The organism is Oscillibacter sp. (assembly GCF_040505565.1).
Lineage (GTDB): Bacteria > Bacillota > Clostridia > Oscillospirales > Oscillospiraceae > Oscillibacter.
In genome coordinates, this window is record NZ_JBEUWZ010000016.1 from 84,259 (window position 1) to 105,004 (window position 20,746).

The window sequence follows — 20,746 nt, forward strand, 5'->3', positions numbered from 1 at the left end:
AACCGTGGCAGTTTTTTGCAAAATAAAATAAAAAACACTTGCATTTATAGTATAACCAACCTTACTATTATTGCATGTACCAAATAGCTCGCGTCTGCAGGGCGTCAGCTCACAGTGTGCGAGAAAACAGAAAAAGTAAAAAAGAATTTTTAAAGGGGGTATTTGCTCTATGGAACTGAAGGGAAGCAAAACGGAGGCCAATCTGTGGATCGCATTTGCGGGGGAGAGCAAGGCTCGCAATAAGTACGATTATTATGCCAGCAGGGCGAAGAAAGACGGTTATGAGCAGATCGCAGACATTTTTCAGGAAACCGCTCTGAATGAGAAGGAACACGCCAAGCTGTGGTTTAAAGCCCTTGACGGCATCGGGTCCACCGAGGAAAATTTGACCGCCGCCGCTGCGGGTGAACATGAGGAATGGACGGAGATGTACGCCGACATGGCCCGTACTGCCGAAGAGGAGGGATTTCTGGCTCTGGCCGCGCAGTTCGAGGGGGTGGCCAAGATCGAGAAGACCCACGAGGAACGGTATTTGAAGCTGCTGGAAAACCTAAAAAAGGGCGAGGTTTTCAAGAAGGGTGAGAAGGTCATGTGGTTTTGCCGTAATTGCGGCCATGTGGAGATTGCGGAAAGCGCACCGCTGGTGTGCCCTGTCTGTAATCATCCCCAGAGCTATTTTCAGATCAAGGCTCTCAACTATTAATTAATAAATTTTTCGTTGGCTGGGGCCGCCGCGAAAGCGGCAGCCCCAGCTTTTGACCGAACAGACGGGGCACGGACATTTGGAGGAATTCACAACTTTTGGAGAAAATTAAATTACGCACAAAAGAGAAACCGGAATACAGACGAATGTTTGTGAAATCAGACAAAAGCGCGGAGATTAAACCGATGCATTTTCAAAATGTTTCTGTAAAACCCTGTTGACGTTTTTGCAAAAAACGGATATGATAAAGAGAGAAAATTAGATTATGCGGAGTTTCAATAAGGCGTTAGGGAAAAGGAGTGCTGCATATGTATACACAGGAGATCACAGTCAACAACGAGGTGGGTCTGCACGCGCGGCCTGCGACGTTCTTTATCCAAAAGGCAAATGAATTCAAGAGCGGAATCTGGGTGGAGAAGGAAGACCGCCGGGTCAACGCCAAGAGTTTGCTGGGTGTTCTGTCTCTCGGTATTGTCATGGGGACCACCATTACGCTGATTGCCGACGGAACCGATGAGAGGGAAGCTGTCACCGCACTGGTGGAGCTGGTCAAGAACAATTTCGGCGAATAACCTTTTTACCCGCGCTTTAAAATCCTTTTTATAAGAGAGAGAAAAAAGAGGCCCCGCGGGTCTCTTTTGCCCTGCGGCGACGCGGGGTTTTCTTTTTGCCGCATAAAAAAGGAGGGGGGCCCAAACGTGACGAAGGATGAGCTGCGGGAGAAGGCCAACAACCTGCCGCTGAAGCCGGGCGTCTATCTGATGATGGACAAGACCGGCAAGGTCATTTATGTGGGGAAAGCCAAACGGCTTAAAAACCGCGTGAGCCAGTATTTTCAGGACAGCGCGTCCCACACGGCCAAGACCCGGAGAATGGTATCCGAGGTGGACCATTTCGACACCATCTTTGTCTCCAGCGAATGGGAGGCCCTGGTGCTGGAAAACTCCCTCATCAAGCGGCATATGCCCCGTTTCAACATTCTGCTGAAGGATGACAAGGGGTATCCCTTTGTGCGCATGTCCAAAGAGGCGTATCCCCGCTTTTCCATGGTCCACCGGTATGCGGAGGACGGCGCGAGGTACTTTGGTCCCTTTGGCGGCAGATTCGAGACGCGTCAGGCGCTGGATGCGGTATGCGCCGCGCTGAAGCTGCCCACCTGCAACCGAAAATTTCCTCAGGATATCGGCGGGGCACGGCCTTGTCTCAACTATCACATGGGCCGGTGCGACGGCTGGTGCCGCCCCGGTATGGAGGCGGAGGACTATCGCTCCCGCATGTCCCAGGCGGCGGCGCTGCTGGAGGGGAAGTCAAAGCTGCTGCTCCGGGAGATGGTGGAGGAGATGGCGGGAGAGGCCGAGGCGCTCCACTTTGAAAGAGCCGCCGTTCTCAGGGACCGCATGGCAGCCATCAGCGCGCTGGGCAAAAAGCAGACCGTGATCGCGGGTCTTTGCGCCGACACGGACATCTGGGGCATCTATAAAGGCGCCAAGTGCTGCTACGCAATTCTCCACATGGAGGACGGGAATCTGGCGGGACGGGAGACGGAGCTCTTCGCCGCCCCCGGTGACGAGGATGAGGGGGAGATGCTCTCCGCCATCACGGCTCAGTATTACCTGCCCCGGGTACTGCTGCCTCACGAGATTTTAATTCCCGCCGATTCGGGAAACTGCGAGGAGTTGTCCCAGGTCCTGTCCCAGCGGGCGGGCCACAGGGTCTGGGTCCACGTTCCCCAGCGGGGAGAAAAGGCGGAGCTGCTGGAGATGGCCCGCAGGAATGCCGCCGAGGAGACGGAGCGGGCCACCACCCGGGAGGAGCGCAGCAGCCAGACGTTGCTGCTGCTGGCAAAAATGGCGGGTCTGCCCCAGCCGCCAAAGCGAATGGAGTCCTATGATATTTCCAACACCGGTTCCAGCGAAATTGTGGCTTCCATGGTGGTGTACAGCGGCGATAGGCCGCTGAAAAGCGCTTACCGGCGATTCCAGATCAAGGATGTGACCGGCCATCCGGACGACTATGCCTCCATGCGGGAGGTTCTGCGCCGCAGGCTTCAGCGCGCCGCCGACGGAGACGAAAAGTTTTTACCCCTGCCGGACGTGCTGCTGATCGACGGCGGGGAGGTCCACGCCAGGACCGCTCTGGAGGTGACGGAGGCCTTCGGCCTGACCATCCCCATTTTCGGCATGGTAAAGGACGACCGACACCGGACCCGGGCGCTGGTGACGCCGGAAGGCATGGAGATTGGCATTCAGGCGAATCAGGCGGTGTTTTCCCTGATCGGGCAGATCCAGGAGGAGACTCACCGCTTTGCCATCACCTATAACCGGGACAGCCACCGGAAAAACGCGCTGCGCTCCGCACTAGACGATATCCCCGGTATTGGGCCAAAGCGCAGGGACGCTTTGAGAAAGCATTTCGGAACGGTGAAGACGATTCGCGCCGCCACGGCGGAAGAACTTAGCACCGTCATCGGAGCTGCCGCCGGGAAGAGCGTGTATCTGCACCTCCATGGAGAGCCGGAAAACGCCGCCGGGGGCGAGTCCGAAAGGTACCCCGGCTGACACGGGATTTCCTGCAAAAGAGGCGAACGCTCGCCGGACAAAACAGGACCGCCAAATGCTCATAGAGCGTTTGGCGGTCCTGTTTTTACACGCACTGCAGCGGGTGAGAAATTCAATGTCTGAAAAACAGTCTGCGCAGCCGGTACCGCCACAACAGCATTAGCTGCCCCAGCGCTCGGTCCAGCAGGAGAAACACCAGATTTCCCCCACCCAGAAGCGCTATCAGAAAGGGCGTGGAGTATTCTTCAAATTCCGTTTCCAGCATAGCAAGCCCCAACACTTGCAGCAGCAGAAAATACAGCGCCAGCACCGCGGCGTTGAAAACAACCAGTTTGCAGATAAGACGCACAAGGCGGTTGTGAAACCGCTCCAGCGCGGGCCGCAAGACCGGGTAGTATCCCAAAAACAGGTAGACGCCCGCCAACTCCTTATCCGGCGTCAGCAGCAGCGCCAGCACCGCCGTCACTCCATAGACGCCCAGAGCGGACCGCCAGCCGTATTCCGCGAGTACCGGCAGCAGAGGCAGCATCCCCAGCACCGGCGCGCAATAGGTCGCCCCGGGAATCAGACCGCCCAGAAGCAGCAGCACCGTTCCCAGCGCCGCCGACACGCCGCAAAAGGCGATTTCATGGCTTTGGCGCCCCATCAGCCCACATCCTTATATTTGAGCTTGTAATAGCTCCAGCAGCGCCATTTGGAAAGCAGGCCCTTTCCACTTTGATCCAGTGTGTCCAGTGTTGTTACCGTCCCATCGGACAGAACCGCCGTTCCCTTTTGAATCACCGGATATTCCCGGCGCAGGTTGGCCATGAATTGGAACCAGGGACTTTCGTCGGCGTGTCCCGTCAGCTCCAGAACCGTGGCCCCCAGATAGCAGGCGCTGATGGTCCCGTCCTTCGGCAAAGCCAGGGAGGCGACGGCCGTGTCCCAGTCCAGTGCTTGGGCCGCCGCGTCGTTGGCCCAGATCACATAGGGCGTTTCATAGGACCGCAGGAAGTTGGCCGAGCCGTTTTCCTCCGGAGTTAGATTCATGCCCAACTCTTTATAGGCCAGTTGATTGTCGCCCAGATAGGGCAGGTGGTCGCCCCAGAAAACCAGTACCACCGGCTCTGCGCTGGCGGAGAAGTAGTCGGTCAGGCGGCCCAGCATGGCGTCCGCGTCCCGCGCGCCCTCGATATAGACCGAGAGCAGCGTCCGGGCCTCGTCGGAGAGACTGGCAGAGGTTTGTACCGGCGGAAAAACATAGTCTGGGCCATACTTGTCGGCGGTGTAGGACATGTGGTTCTGGATGGTGGTGGTGTAGTTGAACAGGGTATTGCCTCCGGATACGGCGGATTCAAACTTCTGCTCGATCAGACCCGCCATATAATCATCGGTGACCCAGCGGCCCTTATACGTAAGATCGGTCATGTCGTTGACGAACGCAGTCTCCTTTGCGCCAAAAAAGCGGTAGACGTTCTCCCGGTTATAGAACCAGGCGTCGCCGGGGTGAAGGAAAGAGGTGGCATAGCCATCCGCGTCAAAGATGCGGTACAGGCTGTCCAGATTGCGGTTTACCGCACGGAAGGCGGAGGTGGTTGTCGCGGAAAGGGCGTTGGTCTGCATTCCCGTCAGCACGTCGAACTCCGTGTTGGCGGTACCCCCGGCAAAACCGGGGACCACCACATGGCCGGAGATGCAGTGGGCACTCTGGCGCGCGGCGTGGAGATTTTTCAGCGGATTGTCCCCCGCCGAATAGGTGAACATGGGCTGGTCCGTCAGGTCGGAAAACGCCTCGTCCATCACCATAATCACATTCACCGGTTTCCCCTGCCCAGTGGACGCAGCGGCGTTATCCCAGCTCTCTGCCGCCGACCGGCTGTATCCGGCTGGTTTATCCACGGTGTAGGCGGTAAAATGATGCGTGAAGCAGTAGGGAAACCCCAGCTCGTTGAACACGGAGGGAACATAGTAGGCGTTGGACACCGGAAAGGAGTTGTAGAGCTCGTTGGAGGCGTAGACCGTGAAGATCAGGCCTACCAGTACGCCCAGCGCCGCTGCGCCGCCTCCCAGCCGGACGGCCCGGCTGCGGCCCGGTCTGTCAGTGAAAAGGGGTTTACAGCGCAGAAATATGCCCAGAACCAGCAGAAAAACGCAGACTCCGGCTACGATCGCGATTGTGAGCCAGGGGAAATGGATGTTGTAGGATCCCACGGCGCTGCCGGCCTCTTTCAACAGTCCAAGATCCCGGGGAAATACCGGCTCATCCCGGACCTCAATTTTTATGCGGTTGGCAAGGGAGAGAAATGCACAGCACGTTCCCACCAGAGCGGCGGAAGAGAATACGTTCCCCAAAAAGAAGGTGAACGCCAGAATTAAAAGTCCGATGGGCAGGGCGTTGAGGACAATGAGCAGCGGCTGCGCCCGAAAAAAAGAGAGAATGGAACGCAGGCTGTTGGGCTGTATCCACAGGCACAGCAGTGTGTAAAACCCCGCCAACAACACTGCCGCCAGCAGTGTCAACGGCAGATTCAGCCGATAAACGACGACTGACTTTGTATGTTTTTTTATGTTCACAAGAAAGATCCTTTCCGCGCAGAACCAGAATTACCTTTTCATTATAATAATTCTCCTGAAAAAAACAAGGCGTTGCAACCGCTTTTTCCAGCAGCGCATCAAAGCGCAAGCGGCGGCAGGTTTCGGGACGGCAGCTTTTAATACGGAAGTGCAGGGACGGATTTTGCGCTTGCTTCAAGCGCAAAATCCGTCTTATACAATAGCAGCGAGCTTCGCGCTGGGAAAGATTTATCCACCTCTATAGATTTTAATATCAGAAATGAAATCTTCTGCGAACTTCCTCCCGAAGCGATGGCACCCGCCGTATCACCAGCAGTGGGATACAAAGCCCCATACAGGTGGCCAGTACCACCAAAGACCAGACCGGCGACCATTCGCCGTAAAAGTACAGGTCGCCGCAGGCCTCCACCCCCACGCAGAACATGCCCATGGCGGTAAGGCTCAGCGTCACGGTGGTCAGCACGGAGTGTCCCCGCCTGAGAAGCCAGCCCAGGGCGCAAACCTCCACCGCAGCCAATATCAAGATCGGTACCGCGAGACCGCGAAACCAAGTCCACCCGTTCATCGCCAGGGCAATCAAGGCAACGTACACCGCCACCGCGCCCACATCGAAGGTAAGCCGTATCCACACAGGCACCCAGCGATTGACCAACAGCGGCAGAACAAACCAGATCCACAGCATCACCGCCGCACCCACCACAAAGAGATTCCACTGATACTGGGGTTTCAGCACCAGATTCAAAAGGGCGCAGCACAAGCTCACCGACGCCAGCATGGATGTGATTAACAGCGCCGCGGCATTTCGCGTCACCGGAGCCACCTCTGCCCGCCGGGTGGGAAAAAAGGACGGCCGGTCCTCCGCCGGGCAGGCGGCTGGGTCATTCACCGCTGTACCGCACAGGGGGCAGGTCTTCACGGCGGGGTTCAGCTCCACGCCGCAGTGTACGCAATAAGGCATCTCTATACCCTCCTTCCGGTATCGGTCCGGTTGCTCTCAACGCGGACGGGAAGTCCTTCCTGCACCAGAAAGCGAAAAAACTCCCGCTCCAAGTCCACGTCCTTCTGTGTTCCCGCCACGGTGATCTCCATGATGTTGCCGTAGCTAATGGAGGCCACATGTGGCCGGGGGACGGTGGCCTGCCCCAGCACCACCTCCATCTGGCCGATATGGGGGCGCATGGCTTCCGGTACGGTAAACGCGCCGGGATTTGTAAAGGTGGCGGAGAAGGGGCGCACGCCCCGGGTCCGGTAATTATGGGCCACGAGGGGGTTTTTCAGCACCCGTGGAATCAATTGCAGCGCCGGGTTGGACTGGTACCGGACGTTCAGGGTGATCTGTGAGCGCATCTCCTGCGGCGTGGTATGCAGCCTCATATAATGGTGTACCTGCGTTGCCACTTCCCCAAAACTGTATTTTCCCAGTGCCGGGTCAAAGCCCGGCTGGACGGTGACAAGAAAGTTCCGAAGGGTATCCGACGGGAAATAGGACCGCAGGTTAACCGGCACCGCCAGCGTGACCGGCCGCATCCGGTGATAGTTCTCCCCGCGCTGCTTTTCCGCCAGCACCCACAAAAGCACTGCCGCCAGATACTCCGTGACCGACACCTGGTAGCTCCGGGCCTTTTCCCGAAGCTGATCAACCGGGAGAAAGCCCATAGTGACATGGAAGGTGTAAAACGGCTCCGCCTGACCCCGGTTGGAATAGGCGTGTTTCACCAGAGGCAGTCTCCGGGCGACGGGTCCGACATAACGTGCATAGGCGTCCTCCATCTCCTCCTGTCGGGGCGACTCGTTCAGGTCCAGCACACCCTCACCCGCCGGGACAGACGCGCCGGTTTGGCGCAGGTATTCGGCCAGCAGCGTCCGGAAAAATGTCAGCGCCCCCACGCCGTCTGCCAGAGCGTGAAATGCCTCGAAGGAGATGCGGTTTTGATAGTAGTAAAACCGGACCAGCCACCCCGCGTCCTCATGAAACCGAATGGGCTGGCAGGGGTCGGCCACATCCGGCTTCAAAAAAGGTCCCGGAGCGGTGTTGGGCTCAAAATAATACCAGAAAAGACCCCGCCGGATGCGCATGGCAAAGCCGGGAAACCGGGGCATCACGGCGTCGATGGCATTTTGCAGGGCGGCGGAGATCACCGGCTTCGCCATCACGGCGGAGAAGCGGTACACGGCGGAATACTCCTCCCGCTGAATGGCGGAGTAGAGTACGCCTGCATTGTCCAGCTTGTACCACTGCTTCTTTTTTGCCACGGCGGCGCCCCCCTCTTTTTTGACATTATACCGTGTCGGCGGTGCGCACACGGTATGACATATTTTCGGCTGCCGCTTCAGCGGCGGAATAAATGGCATGAATCAAGTATAGCCACTTTATCCCTATTGTATCATGTGCGGACACTCGCTGCAAGGGGACGGGTTTTGAGCCGTGCTGCATAGTCTGGAGGAGAATCGTTCCTCGCCGCTGCTTCGTTTTCCGCCGAAACGGAATGAGCTGGAAGCTCTTGCGGAACAGAAAACGGTCGGTCGGAATATAATGTTGTAAAGATTTTGCTTTTACATTAATTTCTACCGGGACGGTGATGGTATGGACGAATTTTATCAGAATTACAAAAGCGCATGGAGACCCTTAGTTCGGGAAAATGAGACGAGCGCGGTTGGTATGCCGCCTGACGCTGCAAAATTAAAGAAAGATGCCGAAAATACCGGAAAACACGCCAATAGTAGCGAAGTTGCCAAGCAAACTGAAATTCTGAACAAATTGGCTGAAATCAGCGCTGATATTCATGCATTGAATGACTTAGTTCTAGAGCAGAGTCAAAAAACGGATAATTTACTTAGCTGCTTGGAGGAAAAAGAGGCTGCGGGTAAAAAACCCGCCTTTTGGCAGCTAAAGAAGTAATCAGTAAATGAAGCTGCCCCGCTGGTTTCCCTGTATTGTAGTTTAAACATTAGCCGCTGATTCGCATATACTGAAAAAGGAAGTGATACATTTCCTTTTCTAACCTTTTAGTTTAGGAGTGAAATACTATGAGCAACGACTTAGCTCCAGAGACCCTTGATATATTTGCTCGAAGAATTTTGGCGAAAGCCGAATTGCTTCAGATGCAGGAAGTCTTCCAGGAAAACTATTCAACCGCGAATCCCCCGGTGCCCCTTGGCACGAAGGCCCCGTTAACGCTCTATATCATCAACCACGGCGCCGATGCAAACGCTGATTCGCCCAACACGGACTACGGTTCCCCGGTAAGGTGCTTGAAACTCTGCAAAAGGGTTCTCGACGGAGACCCGAGAAATACCATTCTTTGCACGCAGAAATCAAGGGTGATCCTCGATTTTGAACTGGTTCTGATTGTGGAATACGAAGACAACACATTTGATGTGCTGACGCTGCCAAGAGACCTTTCGGCATTCACACAGTACAATGCCGCAACCACAAAAGCGTTCGTAGACGCCACCGTTCTGAATCCCACGGCCGGTACGCCGATTATTCAGCATCAAAACGTAGCGCTTCCATATGAACAGTTGGTGATCAAATACAACCAGGCGGCAACTGCCTATGCCAACTTTGAATATACCGTCACGATTCCGCTGTCCAGCTTCAGCTCGGTTCTGCGGAAGTGCGAGCTGGATGACCCGACGCTTCAGTCCTATATTGTCTTGAGAAATCTGACTCCCGAAGTGGATGTGCTCGATCAATATCTGGCCAGTGCCAGTGCTACCACCACCATCTGGACCACCATGGTGAAATTCTCACTCTTTGAAGATATTATTGATAAGCTCGGAATTGATCAGGACATTCAGATTATAGGCACACCCGAATACGTCTGCGACAATACCCCCTGCGACTGCTGCTGAAAAAGTTTACCAGAGCGGGTCTGCCATAAAATAGAGAGCTATCCGCAAGGTAAATAGAGACATAATAAGTGCAGAAGTATCCCGCCATTTCCAAAAAGGAAATGGCGGGATACTTGTTTAAACCGCGAAAAATTCAAAACGCCTGCATTATCCGCCCCGTTCGCCCCGTTCGCCGCGGCGCTGTGCCGTCAGCATTGCACCGATGGCGCCTGCATAGCGGGCATCCGGATGCCGGAGGATCGTACGCTTGATTTTGCGGCCCAGCGTTTCGACAAAAAAGTCGTTCTGCGCAAGCCCGCCCGTGAGGATGACCCGCTGGGCGACCGTGCGCTTGGCACACATCCCAGCTACCTTCGCCGCCACGGAATCCACGATCCCGGCGGCGATGTCCTCCCGCCGGTTACCCGCGCCAATCAGATTGATGACCTCGGACTCGGCAAACACGGTGCACAGCGAGCTGATGGAGAGGACCGTCCCCGTAGAGGCCAGAGAAAACAGCTCGTCCAGCTCCACATTCAGCCGGTTCGCCATTACTTCAATGAACTTTCCGGTACCTGCGGCACATTTGTCGTTCATCAAAAAATCAGCCACCGCGCCATTTTCCATACAGATGATCTTGGTGTCCTGCCCGCCCACGTCGATCACGGTGCAGTCTCCCCCGGCAAGACGGCTTCCGCCCCGGCCGTGGCAGGTGATCTCCGTGATCACGTCGTCGGCGTACTCCACCGCCTGACGGCCATAGCCCGTGGAGGCCACGCGCACATGCGTCTTGTCCGCCACGTCGATTCCCTCGCCTCTCAGCTGCTGTTCGATCAGACGCGCTGTCTCCCGGCTGCTCCAGCCAGTGGGCAGGGAAAACCGCCAGGCGGTCTCCGCTCCCTGCACATAGACCTTGGCGGCGGTGGAGCCAATATCAATTCCGATATAATGCATCAGCAGTATATGTCCCGGCGCGCATTGAACTCCTGCTCCACCCGCTCCACCGACTTGTAAATGCAAGAATGGTCCGCAAGGTATGCGCGCACCCTTTCTATCTCGTTTTCCGGAACCATCAGCGACACGCCGCAGCATACGCTGGCCTGCCGGGGTGTGGGGGAGATTGTCGTGGGCAATCCCGCCTCATGCAGCGTGCCGTGCAGCCGTATCGCCTGTTCATGGTTGTCGAAGAGAATGTAATAGGCCGTCATCAGCCCCGCAGCAGCTCCAAAAACGCCTCCACACGGGTGCGCAGCTGCTCGGCGTCGTTGTCGGTGTAATCAGTCTCGAGGCCCAGGCAGGGGATGCCCTCTTCCTTCAGGCGGCGCTCCACAAGGCGGCCCTCCGTGTCATAGAGGGTGCAAAACTTCAGGTTCAGATCGATCACACCGTCCACCTGATACTCCTTGGCCAAACGAACGATATCGTCCAGACGACCGGGGTTGGGTGTAAAGCAGGCGCAGTGGATGTTGCCCAAATACCGCTCGGTCAGCGCATCCACAGCCTCGTCCAGCGTCTTGTTGTCCTCCTTCACCTCGTGTGCGAAATAACGGGTGCCGGTGCAGTTTTCCTCACAGACCACCACGGCCCCGGAGGACTCGATGATGTTGTGCATCTTCCAGTTTGGAACGGCCAGCGGTGTGCCGGTGATGAGGATGCGGGGAGCCTTCTTGGGGGCAATGGAAACGCCTTCGGCGATGCGGGCCTCCAATTCATCGCACAGCTTGTTGACCATCTGAGTCAGGCGGGCCGGGTCATCGAAGAAGGCGATCTGCATGATGAGCAGGGTATCTCGTCCACTGATGGGTACGTTCGCGTTTTTCCGGCAGTTATACAGCCGCTCCAGCGCGTGGCGCTTGGCGTTGATAAGCTTGATGGACTCGTTCAGCTTGTCCAGCGTCACGGTGTTGCCGGTAAACTCCTCCACCCGCTTAATGAACAGGCGGATTTCATCCGACCATGCGGACATGTCCTGCGGGCGCTTCCCATGGGGCAGGTGCATGATGTGCATGGGTACGTCTTCACCCAGAATCTCATAGGCCTTTTTCTTACCGTCGCAGGTGGTTTCGCCTACATACATATCCGCGATGCGGAAGTAGGGGCAGGTCTTTCCCAACCGCGCGCCCAAAGACGCCTTGATGAGCGGGCAGGTATTGGAGGGTAGGACCTTCTCGCCCTCGGGTACCCAGAATTGAGAGCCGCCGCAAAGGCCGGTGACGATGCCGTCGGCGGCGATGATCACCTCGTCGGGCACGAAGACGCAGAAGGTACCGAAAACCTTGCGGCCCTTCTTCTGTTCGTCAATCAGCTCCGCCGGACGCAGACCGTGAATATCTGCCGCCACCATATTGAAATAATCCATCCCTGCAGGACGGTTCTCCTGACTCAGGAATACGTCGCCGAAAGCCGTTGGGAGCACGGAGCAGAGTTGATCGTGCGTCTCCAGATCCATTCCCAGATTTTCCCACATCTCATGATTCTTGTCTGCCACAACTTGGTCCCCCTTGTTTCATAATTTTTAATAAAGCTAATGGCTTGCTGACTTTATAAACCCTGACGGGTATAGTTTCATCATAGCTCCAACGTGCGGAATAATCCAATTGATAGATACCTTGAAAGCTGACCTTATGATTTATGAAAGCGATTAAAATTTATTCAGGTACGTCAAATTAGCCGACGAGGTTTGGAAAAGACAAAAAAGATCTGACCGGGCTGCTATGGGACCACAACGCCCGCTACCGCATTCAGCGTGTGGACAACGGTGCCGTCAAATCAACGATTGAACTCCGGCTTCTCCTCCTGGTACGGAATCTCTGGGTGGCACTCTTTCATATAAGTAAGAAAGCTCTCGGCATCCCCCTGTGTAAACGTTGCTTTGTCGAGGCGGAGATAGTCGCCGTCGACCTCCAGGTCAAAATAGGACTTAGCTTCCACCAGTTTGTCTACCTGGCTCCATTGAACCTCGTTATTTAGCTCTCCATCCATAAAAAGTTGAATGGTATCGCTTATCACGACTTTTGTCATCCAGGACTTTTTTTTGAATTGTGCCGACAGCAAGCGGAACTGTTTGTTGGCGTACATGGGACGGAACAGAAATCCTCGGTAAAATGCCGCCAACGTAATCAGAAGCGCCGCCGATTTAAAACTCTGCTTTGCACCGGTTGCATAGAGCACGCAAGCCGTGGGCAGGCCGATCAGGGTCAGCAGCAGCCAAAACCGGAAGCCCTTTGCCTTTGTCAGAATCGGACTTGTCCAATGTCGATACCGGTTGATATCCATACAGTATTCATTTTGAAACATGGGGTATTCCCTCCAAGATCATAAAAACGCTTTCGCTATAGTGCAAACTCCAAACTCATCCGCCTGATAGGTGTATATTTACTCCACTCACGCAGAACTTTCTGAAGAGAGCGGTAAAGGAAAACCGCTCGATTTTGATCGAGCGGTTTTCTTTTCAGTACTCGGTTCGGTTATTGATCATGAATTACTGCGCGACCGACTTCTTAGACTTCGAGGCGTCGCGGAACATCATGACGGACGTGTAGATCAGGACGCAGCAGACCACCCAAATCAGCGCGTGGATGGGCAGACTGGTCACGATGGTGCATGCAAGAATAACGCCGATGATGCCGCCGATCAGGTTGCCCATGACGCAGACCACATCGTACTTGGACTCCTTGATGAACTTGAGGGAGCAAGCGGGCATCAGCAGAGCGCAGGAACTCATGAAGATGGGGAATGTAACGGAAGCATCACAACCCAGCAGCAGCAGAAGTGCCATGCAGGGAGCGTACAGGCCAAAACCGACATCCATAAGAGCACCCAGAATGAAGTTTACAAGCACGGCGATGACCAGCTTGAAACCGCGCAGGCCGGTAGCTGTGCCGATCAGGCCAAAGGGGCCGACGCCGGCATTCTTGCAAGCCATCACAACGGCAACACACAGCATGGCGGCGCCCATGACATAGCGGATCTTATTCACGTCCCACTTGCAGACGATACCGGCCATCAGATAGGAGCCGATCATTGCCGCAATGCACATCAGAACCAGCGTCAGACCGTCGCAATCAACTGCGGTGGTGAATACCAGCGCTTCCACAATCACCGGGAAGGTGTCACCGACATTCAGAGTTCCTGGCAATAGCTCATCTGGGCAGCTTTTGGATGCTTTATAAAGGAAAGTAGAGGTTGCAAAGGAACCGATGCCCAGCGTATCCAGCAGGTTTGCAAAAATGCCGATGCCAAATGCCCATGCCCATTTTTTTCCGGAAACACCCTTGAATTCGCCCTTGTGGTTTTTCCCTGACATTCATTATGTAGTCGAACAGAATAACAAAGAAGCAGATCGCGAGAATAATTTGAAGTGCCAATACCATAAAATTTCCCTCCCCAAAAAACTTTCCTATGAGTACGAAAAGAAGGCTTGAGAATAGAACGATTCTCTTGCCAAACTCCATTCAAAGAATAGCAGGATTTTCTATGCGTGTCAATGGATTTTTTTATGTTTTTACTAATATTTTTTTAAAGTTGCCGCAATACTTTGGTTAAATTGGAAAAAAATTAAGGAAAATTGCAGAGAATACCTTTTCATGTCCGGATGTTCGACAACATACGCACACGAAGGCCAAACTATATGCATAACCGTATGATGGGGCAAGCTGTATATATTCCGCTTTTTTGCAGAGTTTGAACGGATCACATAGGATAAGCGGTTCGATTTTCACTGCCGCCATCAGCAAATGCTCGAATATCTGGAACGCATTCGGTTATTTCTTTTGCTCGGCCTTACGCATCATAAGTTTTAATCGTGCAACCGCCTTACGGGCATCTATTTCGTTGACGGCATTTTCCCCCACCCGGCTGGTCTCTGTTCCAACGCCTTTGTTCATGTCCAGAATGTTACCCAGGAAGTCGTTGGAGACCACAAAGCGGCCGCAGGTCCCGGTAAAATGAAGGCCTGTGACAGGGATTCCCTGCCGCCCCACCTGCTCCACCATATTGCAGTAATCGACATCACTGTTTCCCCAGCCGTCAGTCGAAGTGATGACTCCATCCGGACGCATCGCCGCCGCCATAACAGCGGCACGCGTACTAACCCGTAGCTTATCCTCACTGACATCCGGAGTCCCCACAAGAATGATGCCCATTAAATCCAGATCGTCATCGGCTGATACCACACTTAAAAGGGGATCACGAAAATGATGCAAGGATGTTTCCTTAGTAGAAGGACCGATACCCATATTCTGTTTCCTCCTCTTATAATAGGTAATACGTTCCATCTGCGCAGCGGCAGAGATGTGCAGTCGGCAGAAAATATCCAAAGGTCTGCAGATTGCGGCAATTCCGCCGCCGCCATGCCCTTGACCCTGTTTGGGGACTTACTGCATGGAATGGATAATTCCGTCACGATACTCATTGGGAGTCACCAAGACAGGCATATTACCCATTTCAATGATGGAGTGACTGCCTAATGCGCCGGAAGGCTCCCTGCCAAATAAATGGGTATCATACATAGCTCCCTGACCGGCGGTTTGCTTCATAATGACGACTTTTTTCTTTCCGGGCCGGATGGTGTCGTAATACGTGTGGCGTTCGGTGCAGGCGTCTCCATTGAAGCGCTTGAGCGGATCACGGAAAGATTGGATAAATTCATCACAAGCGGCATGGGCGGCTGTGACCCCGACGCGTTCCTGTCCCATTTCGGCATTGAAGGTGATGTCGAAAGAAATCATATAATCGTTTTCGCCCGGGGTGCCGGCACGCCCGAGAAACAGCACATCACGTAGATTTCCCTCCGAAGAGCCAAATTCATGGGCCTGTTCGCCTTGCACATCCACGCCGGTCAGCAGCACATATACGCCTGTAACGGTATGCGTAATGCCTTCGCCAATCGAACCGAGTACCTTGGCGGATATTGGAATGATATCCATAATGGTATTGGTCCAGCGGTCAAGATCGCCGGGGCGGATCAGCTGAACGTCGATGCTGTGAATCTGAGAATACTTAGACACAAGGCCATCCAGCATCTCCTTGCTGACGGTCATGACACCATCAGTGGAAATCTTATTGCAGTTGCCCCATTCCACCTTGTCCATATGGTACGCCTTAATGACCAAGCGGCGCAGTTTAATCTCTTCGTCCATAAGTCTCATCTCCTGACGAATGATATCACGGCAAAAAATCAGCCGCGTACACAAGAGCAAACAGAATCGCTCCATCTTTCAGTGGGAAATAGGGCTGCCGCGCAGCGACAGCCCTATTTCAGGGTTAACTTTTAGACCTTCGCAACATACTCGTAGGGCAAATCCAAAATCTTGCCTGGAGTCTGGCAATCATGCAGGAACTGCAGGCTATCCTTGACGATGCCGGTCTGCATCGCAATGTTGTGCGGCTGGCCGGCGTTCGCGCCCATCGGCACCCGCGGAGCGGTGGCACGGGGCGTACCGGTCTGACGAACAACGGGAGGAAGCGCAGCGATAATGACGGTAGGAATACCGGCCTCTTCAATTGCTCTCTGCACCAGAACTGCAGAGCGGTGGCAGGTACCTCACCCAGCGGTCATCAGGACCACATCGACGCCTTCCTCTTTCAGGCGCCTTGCAATTGCGGGTCCCGTCTCATTTTTGAATTTCTCCTGGTCTCCGCCGCCGCCCATGAAGGTGCAGTGGATCGGAGCGGTAGCCTTGATGAAACCGGCCTCTGCCAGCTCATGCAGGCGCTCATAGGGGAACATGCAGTTGATGTCCTTGTTCACATCGGAGTTATCGTAACCACCGTGAGAAACCATCAGCTGGTCGGGAGGCGTCGTGTCACGAACCTCTCTCCAGGTAAAATCACCGGAAAGGTTAAAGCGCTCCTGATCCTTCTGATGGACGCCAGCCGCAGTGGCTATGGCAACAACCCACTCGTTAATTGGCTTCGTCACCGGAGCCCAAACGGATGGCGGGGTAATGGGCACAAAAATTTCAGATTGTAAGCCCTTGATAACAGTGTAACTCACTTTGGATCCTCCTTTTTAGCATTTTTTGCAGCAGTCATCTCGGCTTGCCGCTTCTTATACGCATCCAAATTGCTGAAATAGCTCTCATTGACTTCAGGTGAAAGCTGTTCAGGAAAGCTCATATTCCAGCCGACTTCCTGTCCAATCTTAAGCTCGGAGTCACTAATCAGCATCCGCACAGGAATACTCAGAAATCCAAGCCGGCCTTTGAGATCAATCCCAACGCTGCCGTCATGAATTTCGACGATGACGCCCTCCATGTAGATGATTTTATCACCGTACTTCATTTTACCGGGGTTCATCGCCGTACTTTTTCTGGCGTTTCTCACTCAACGGCAAAGACCACTCGTTCTCAGCCCGATCGAATTTCTTACCGGTGGCACTCTCAATCAGTTCAATGTTATTGGACTTTACATTGGGATTCCACTTCTTCTCGGCCTTCTCGACTTCCTCGCCGGTCATAAATGACTTCAGCATGTCAAGAGCGCGGACTGCGTCTTCGGGGCACAGCGTGTTATTGCCCAAGACTTCGTTCTCAATGCCCTTTTCAGACTTATTATTGTCGATCATATGCGTCATATACTTGTTACCGACAACCAGCGCGCCCTGAACGGCGCAGAAGGACATTCCAACCACAGGAATTCCCCGCATACCGATCTGTTCAATATGGGAGGCAAAGTCGATGTGGTTATTGCCGAAGCCTTCCGTGGTCACAAATGCGCCGTCAACATCCATGCTTTCAACGGTCTGGCCCACGCGGCGGGAAACATAGAACTTCTCACTGTTGATCTGGGGAGATCCGACAAATACAACGCCGCACAGGTCAACATCGTGATCATGCAGGGCTTCCAGAACCAGGGGTTCTCTCCAGTAATGACGGGACATTTCCTTGGAAGCCGGGCCAATGCAGGTCAGGGCATGGATGCAGCCGTCCAAAACTTCCAACGGATTGACGACGATGGGGACATTGCCCATGTCGACATTCGGCTTTGCGCCAAGGGTCCCGACAGGCTCCTGGGGCAACAGCAGATTATCGTGCATTGCGCCCTGTCCCATGATCTCCTTGACAATCACAACCTTCTTCTTGCCCGGGCGGCGAACCTGGTTAAAGGTCTCAGTGTTGACAACCAGATCATCCTCCAGCGTCTTGAGCGCCATACGAATCTCCTGGGTAATCAGGTCGGTTGCTCTGTGAGCGGCCAGCGGGCCCGGGCGTTCCATGTTGGTCTTTTCCGCAATGGTTACCTCGGTCTTGATGAAAATCTCGCCTTTATCCGGGCAGCCGGGACGGCCCCAGCAGATGTTTTCATCCATGAAGCCTTCGGAAGAACCAAATTCGCCAATTTGAACGCCGTCGTCGTCCGTTCCGGAGACCATCATCACGACGCCGTCCAGAACACGCGTCGTACCGGTGCCCAGAATGTCCTCGCCTTCCTTGGTTGCGATTGGCTGAACATCCATAATGGTATCGGAATAGTTGTGATACAGATCGGGAGTGATGATGTCAATCTTCAGATTGTGCACCAATTCCTGAGAGTCGATCGCCTCTTTTTCAATGCCCTCGCGGATGAACAGCGTCGTGCCCTCAATCTTGGTCTCGGGACCTCTTTTAACCTCGGTGATCTTGTAGTGCTTGCGAATCAGGGAGCGGACGATTTTTTCCTCGTCGGCCCCCTTAGCTGGCAATTCAGCTGGCCCTACCTCCATGGCGACGGGTGCGCCTGCCGTGGCAACGGCGGAACCCATACCAAGGGGAAGCTCAATGTCGATGCCCTTTCCTTCGTCAATGTGCAGCTTCAGGATGCCGCCTGCCATTGTGGCCATAGGAACGGCCATAGGAACGGCCACAGCAGCGGGCGCGGGAGCAGCCTCTTCGGCGGCGGCAGGCACCGCAGGAGCTTTCTCAGCGGCAGGCGCTGCTTTAAAGCCCTCCACACTATCAGGGGTAAGCGGGGTCAGGGAATCGCAGGTCTTTGTCATTTTTGCTCCGATAACCTGGCCGATTGTCAGGGCACCATCCAGCTTCAGCAAATTGGAATCCACAAGATCGTCAAAAATTGCGGGATCTTCCAGGTTGTGTTCGCTCAGTACGACACCAGCCTCTGTGCGGCAACACAAAACAGCAGGATCATTTTTGTGTTCCATCGCATAATCAAGAGAAATAGACACGTTTTTACCTCCTTTTTAATTTTTATGGCCATGCTTCGACGGCCATCTTTATTTGCAACATCCTCTCGGATGAAGCATACATGAATGACTCCCGGCGCGGGTGCAAAAGTCCCCGTACGATAGGGAGCATGCCGCGTCCACTCAGATAGTCTGCTCCACTGTTTTTGAAACGGTCAAATGGCGATACAGTTTATGCCCAATCGTGCGGCAGACATGGTCGGTCTGATGCATCACCTTGAGTCCCAGCTTGGGCGCCGAGCCCATAACGGTGTTGGAGCAGTCGGAGCAGTTGCCGATGAGGATATATTCGGAACCTTCCTTCTTCATGGTCAGGCAGCGCTCCGCCTGACCGGGGCAATTGCCGGGATTTTCGCATTTGCGGGGAGCGCCGGGCTTGACTTCCACGGCTTGCTTGCAGAACGTAACGGAAACGACTTTGCCGTTCATCTTGGCGACCAAATCGCGCATCCGCACTTCAGAGCCGCCGCAGGCACAAACCAGAAGGCCGACAGGTGCGCCGTGCAGATCGGGGAAAGGAACTGTTACAATGATGCCGCCGGTGGTCTTGGTGACGGGAGACTCCAGAGTGGTCGGCTGGCCGGTGAACGCGCCGCCCATAATGATCTCACCGTACTCGCCTTCAATGCCGCCCGCCTTTTCAATCAGATCCCCGACGCTGGTGCCGATAGGCACGTCCATAAATACATGCGGGGCGTTTCCGCCGTTCAGCTTGCCGATGACCGTCATGTTTTTGGAGAAGCACGGCTTGCAGTCCTCAACGGCCTCCGCCACACGCAGTACGCTCTCCACATTGCAGACGTTGGCGTGGGCCGCAGAGGGCAGCTTGTCCGGCTCCAGAAGGATATCCAGACACTCGCGGACAACCGCGCGCTCTTCGCCCATCGGGTAAATATCCGGCAGCAGATGAATGGACATAGCGGGCTTGTCCTTGATCGCTTCTTTCAACGATTTTACGGCAGCCTCATTCTTTGCCTTGATGGCAAAAATAGCTTTGGCGGCGTTGGAAATCTCCATGCAGTATTCCACGCCGCGCACTGTCTTCTCACACAGCTCTTTCGTCTCAAGCTGCACCATATTATGACGCAGGCCCGGTTCGCATTCCGCGGCATTCACCAAAATATAACCGCCCTGAAGATCTGTTCCCAGCTTTACGCCGGTTGGAAAGCCTGCGCCGCCCATACCGACAAGACCTGCTGCTTTTACCATGTCGAGTTTGCTGCTCATCTTTTCCAGTTTCACATATTCCTCGGGCTGCTCTTTGTCGGGAACAACTACGATCATCTGATCGTCCACAGATTCCACTGTCCCGTAAACACTAGAAAAAATATTTGCGCCAAGCCCGGCCGGTTCCGCAATCAGCGTACCCTTTTTTACATAATCGCCAGCGTTAACCGCTGGCTTACATGGCCCGCCGACATGCTGCTTTAATAGAAACTGTACGTTGCCCATAATGTTACATTTCCCCTCCTTTATTATTCTATGACTTTACCGCTTCTCCAGATACTGCTCAGATAGGACAAAAATTTCGCAAAGCTTCGTTTTGGTAGCATTCACTAATTTTTAGTATATTCACTCCATAATAATTTGTCAAGAATCGTGTTATTAACTAAATTTTTCAGCATAACCTCTCAATAATTCAGGAAAAAACGATAATAACGGCCCAACTTCAGGTTCCGCGCCTTCTTTTGAAATCGGTGCAGTGTCTATAAAACTGCGGCCTAAATCACCTAATATTTTCCAATAATTAAATGTTTCGGATGGCCAATTTCAAACCGTTATTTTTGCTTACTTTTTTAATGTGATCCTTAATTGGAAAATAATTTAATACGCCTCGCAAGAAAATAATTTGCGTCGCGAGCTTCTGTTTAGCGCATTCTGGCAGAGGAGGCAGAAAAGCCCGTCGGTTCT

General features: G+C 54.1%; 20 protein-coding genes. 5 read left to right on the forward strand and 15 right to left on the reverse strand.

Going from position 1 to position 20,746, the window contains the following annotated elements; translation table 11 throughout:
* Window positions 1–169: 169 nt before the first annotated feature.
* The 3 genes from rbr (at window position 170) to uvrC (ending at window position 3,261) form a co-directional block, all read left to right on the forward strand.
* The gene (gene rbr / locus ABWQ15_RS09275) at window positions 170–703 is read left to right on the forward strand and encodes a rubrerythrin (RefSeq protein WP_353908488.1); all 534 of its coding nucleotides are present in this window, start codon (window positions 170–172) and stop codon (window positions 701–703) included.
* A 308-nt stretch (window positions 704–1,011) separates the two neighbouring features.
* Window positions 1,012–1,275, forward strand: a complete 264-nt coding sequence (locus ABWQ15_RS09280; protein WP_353908489.1) for an HPr family phosphocarrier protein — start codon at window positions 1,012–1,014, stop codon at window positions 1,273–1,275.
* 126 nt (window positions 1,276–1,401) lie between these two features.
* Window positions 1,402–3,261 (forward strand): excinuclease ABC subunit UvrC, encoded by a 1,860-nt coding sequence (gene uvrC / locus ABWQ15_RS09285; RefSeq protein ID WP_353908490.1) that lies wholly within the window; start codon window positions 1,402–1,404, stop codon window positions 3,259–3,261.
* Window positions 3,262–3,373: 112 nt separating this feature from the next.
* On the opposite strand, the gene ABWQ15_RS09290 is transcribed toward uvrC, so the two are convergent.
* The 4 genes from ABWQ15_RS09290 to ABWQ15_RS09305 form a co-directional block, all read right to left on the reverse strand.
* Entirely contained in the window at window positions 3,374–3,907 is a 534-nt protein-coding gene (locus ABWQ15_RS09290; RefSeq protein WP_353908491.1) for a hypothetical protein, read from the reverse strand.
* Window positions 3,907–5,817 (reverse strand): LTA synthase family protein, encoded by a 1,911-nt coding sequence (locus ABWQ15_RS09295; protein ID WP_353908492.1) that lies wholly within the window; start codon window positions 5,815–5,817, stop codon window positions 3,907–3,909. Before ABWQ15_RS09295 ends, ABWQ15_RS09290 begins: the two co-directional genes overlap by 1 nt.
* A 253-nt stretch (window positions 5,818–6,070) precedes the next feature.
* Window positions 6,071–6,775 carry a DUF6320 domain-containing protein gene (locus ABWQ15_RS09300; protein ID WP_353908493.1) on the reverse strand — a complete coding sequence of 235 codons (705 nt, stop codon included), beginning with the start codon at window positions 6,773–6,775 and terminating at the stop codon, window positions 6,071–6,073.
* A 2-nt stretch (window positions 6,776–6,777) separates the two neighbouring features.
* A complete protein-coding gene (locus tag ABWQ15_RS09305; protein WP_353908494.1) occupies window positions 6,778–8,070 on the reverse strand; it encodes a hypothetical protein in 1,293 nt (430 codons plus the stop codon).
* A gap of 331 nt (window positions 8,071–8,401) precedes the next feature.
* Here ABWQ15_RS09305 and ABWQ15_RS09310 point away from each other — a divergent pair, with 331 nt between their 5' ends.
* Window positions 8,402–8,716 (forward strand): hypothetical protein, encoded by a 315-nt coding sequence (locus ABWQ15_RS09310; protein WP_353908495.1) that lies wholly within the window; start codon window positions 8,402–8,404, stop codon window positions 8,714–8,716.
* A 128-nt stretch (window positions 8,717–8,844) separates the two neighbouring features.
* Window positions 8,845–9,672 (forward strand): hypothetical protein, encoded by an 828-nt coding sequence (locus ABWQ15_RS09315; RefSeq protein ID WP_353908496.1) that lies wholly within the window; start codon window positions 8,845–8,847, stop codon window positions 9,670–9,672.
* Window positions 9,673–9,819: 147 nt separating this feature from the next.
* Here the strand turns inward: ABWQ15_RS09315 and ABWQ15_RS09320 are convergent, their stop codons facing one another.
* The 11 genes from ABWQ15_RS09320 to prdC form a co-directional block, all read right to left on the reverse strand.
* Window positions 9,820–10,605 (reverse strand): acyl-CoA dehydratase activase, encoded by a 786-nt coding sequence (locus ABWQ15_RS09320; RefSeq protein WP_353908497.1) that lies wholly within the window; start codon window positions 10,603–10,605, stop codon window positions 9,820–9,822.
* Entirely contained in the window at window positions 10,605–10,859 is a 255-nt protein-coding gene (locus ABWQ15_RS09325) for a putative Se/S carrier protein (protein WP_353908498.1), read from the reverse strand. Before ABWQ15_RS09325 ends, ABWQ15_RS09320 begins: the two co-directional genes overlap by 1 nt.
* The gene (locus ABWQ15_RS09330; protein WP_353908509.1) at window positions 10,859–12,118 is read right to left on the reverse strand and encodes a double-cubane-cluster-containing anaerobic reductase; all 1,260 of its coding nucleotides are present in this window, start codon (window positions 12,116–12,118) and stop codon (window positions 10,859–10,861) included. The genes ABWQ15_RS09325 and ABWQ15_RS09330 overlap by 1 nt, the downstream gene beginning before the upstream one ends.
* 302 nt (window positions 12,119–12,420) lie before the next feature.
* Window positions 12,421–12,948: a hypothetical protein gene (locus ABWQ15_RS09335; RefSeq protein WP_353908499.1), complete on the reverse strand. Its 528-nt coding sequence runs from the start codon at window positions 12,946–12,948 to the stop codon at window positions 12,421–12,423.
* 184 nt (window positions 12,949–13,132) lie between these two features.
* The gene (locus ABWQ15_RS09340; protein ID WP_353908500.1) at window positions 13,133–13,957 is read right to left on the reverse strand and encodes a permease; all 825 of its coding nucleotides are present in this window, start codon (window positions 13,955–13,957) and stop codon (window positions 13,133–13,135) included.
* A 457-nt stretch (window positions 13,958–14,414) separates the two neighbouring features.
* The gene (locus ABWQ15_RS09345; RefSeq protein ID WP_353908501.1) at window positions 14,415–14,888 is read right to left on the reverse strand and encodes a glycine/sarcosine/betaine reductase component B subunit; all 474 of its coding nucleotides are present in this window, start codon (window positions 14,886–14,888) and stop codon (window positions 14,415–14,417) included.
* Window positions 14,889–15,026: 138 nt separating this feature from the next.
* Window positions 15,027–15,791 carry a proline reductase cluster protein PrdD gene (gene prdD / locus ABWQ15_RS09350; RefSeq protein WP_353908502.1) on the reverse strand — a complete coding sequence of 255 codons (765 nt, stop codon included), beginning with the start codon at window positions 15,789–15,791 and terminating at the stop codon, window positions 15,027–15,029.
* A 131-nt stretch (window positions 15,792–15,922) separates the two neighbouring features.
* Complete coding sequence (prdB, locus tag ABWQ15_RS09355; RefSeq protein ID WP_353908503.1) at window positions 15,923–16,648, reverse strand: D-proline reductase (dithiol) protein PrdB; 726 nt, start codon at window positions 16,646–16,648, stop codon at window positions 15,923–15,925.
* Complete coding sequence (locus ABWQ15_RS09360) at window positions 16,645–16,935, reverse strand: CBO2463/CBO2479 domain-containing protein (protein ID WP_353908504.1); 291 nt, start codon at window positions 16,933–16,935, stop codon at window positions 16,645–16,647. The genes prdB and ABWQ15_RS09360 overlap by 4 nt, the downstream gene beginning before the upstream one ends.
* A gap of 1 nt (window position 16,936) precedes the next feature.
* Complete coding sequence (gene prdA, locus ABWQ15_RS09365; protein WP_502919120.1) at window positions 16,937–18,793, reverse strand: D-proline reductase (dithiol) proprotein PrdA; 1,857 nt, start codon at window positions 18,791–18,793, stop codon at window positions 16,937–16,939.
* Window positions 18,794–18,958: 165 nt separating this feature from the next.
* A complete protein-coding gene (gene prdC, locus ABWQ15_RS09370; protein ID WP_353908506.1) occupies window positions 18,959–20,287 on the reverse strand; it encodes a proline reductase-associated electron transfer protein PrdC in 1,329 nt (442 codons plus the stop codon).
* Between the last annotated feature and the right edge of the window lie 459 nt (window positions 20,288–20,746).

What these genes read in the sequence shown, in the direction of transcription:
- ABWQ15_RS09340 (WP_353908500.1), bottom strand. Translation starts at nt 13,957, where the DNA reads ATGTCAGGGAAAAACCACAAGGGCGAATTCAAGGGTGTTTCCGGAAAA.
- prdC (WP_353908506.1), bottom strand. Translation starts at nt 20,287, where the DNA reads ATGGGCAACGTACAGTTTCTATTAAAGCAGCATGTCGGCGGGCCATGT.
- prdD (WP_353908502.1), bottom strand. Translation starts at nt 15,791, where the DNA reads ATGGACGAAGAGATTAAACTGCGCCGCTTGGTCATTAAGGCGTACCAT.
- ABWQ15_RS09335 (WP_353908499.1), bottom strand. Translation starts at nt 12,948, where the DNA reads ATGTTTCAAAATGAATACTGTATGGATATCAACCGGTATCGACATTGG.
- ABWQ15_RS09310 (WP_353908495.1), top strand. Translation starts at nt 8,402, where the DNA reads ATGGACGAATTTTATCAGAATTACAAAAGCGCATGGAGACCCTTAGTT.
- ABWQ15_RS09280 (WP_353908489.1), top strand. Translation starts at nt 1,012, where the DNA reads ATGTATACACAGGAGATCACAGTCAACAACGAGGTGGGTCTGCACGCG.
- ABWQ15_RS09330 (WP_353908509.1), bottom strand. Translation starts at nt 12,118, where the DNA reads ATGTGGGAAAATCTGGGAATGGATCTGGAGACGCACGATCAACTCTGC.
- ABWQ15_RS09325 (WP_353908498.1), bottom strand. Translation starts at nt 10,859, where the DNA reads ATGACGGCCTATTACATTCTCTTCGACAACCATGAACAGGCGATACGG.
- rbr (WP_353908488.1), top strand. Translation starts at nt 170, where the DNA reads ATGGAACTGAAGGGAAGCAAAACGGAGGCCAATCTGTGGATCGCATTT.
- ABWQ15_RS09360 (WP_353908504.1), bottom strand. Translation starts at nt 16,935, where the DNA reads ATGAAGTACGGTGATAAAATCATCTACATGGAGGGCGTCATCGTCGAA.
- prdA (WP_502919120.1), bottom strand. Translation starts at nt 18,793, where the DNA reads ATGGAACACAAAAATGATCCTGCTGTTTTGTGTTGCCGCACAGAGGCT.
- ABWQ15_RS09345 (WP_353908501.1), bottom strand. Translation starts at nt 14,888, where the DNA reads ATGGGTATCGGTCCTTCTACTAAGGAAACATCCTTGCATCATTTTCGT.
- ABWQ15_RS09290 (WP_353908491.1), bottom strand. Translation starts at nt 3,907, where the DNA reads ATGGGGCGCCAAAGCCATGAAATCGCCTTTTGCGGCGTGTCGGCGGCG.
- ABWQ15_RS09315 (WP_353908496.1), top strand. Translation starts at nt 8,845, where the DNA reads ATGAGCAACGACTTAGCTCCAGAGACCCTTGATATATTTGCTCGAAGA.
- ABWQ15_RS09300 (WP_353908493.1), bottom strand. Translation starts at nt 6,775, where the DNA reads ATGCCTTATTGCGTACACTGCGGCGTGGAGCTGAACCCCGCCGTGAAG.
- ABWQ15_RS09320 (WP_353908497.1), bottom strand. Translation starts at nt 10,605, where the DNA reads ATGCATTATATCGGAATTGATATTGGCTCCACCGCCGCCAAGGTCTAT.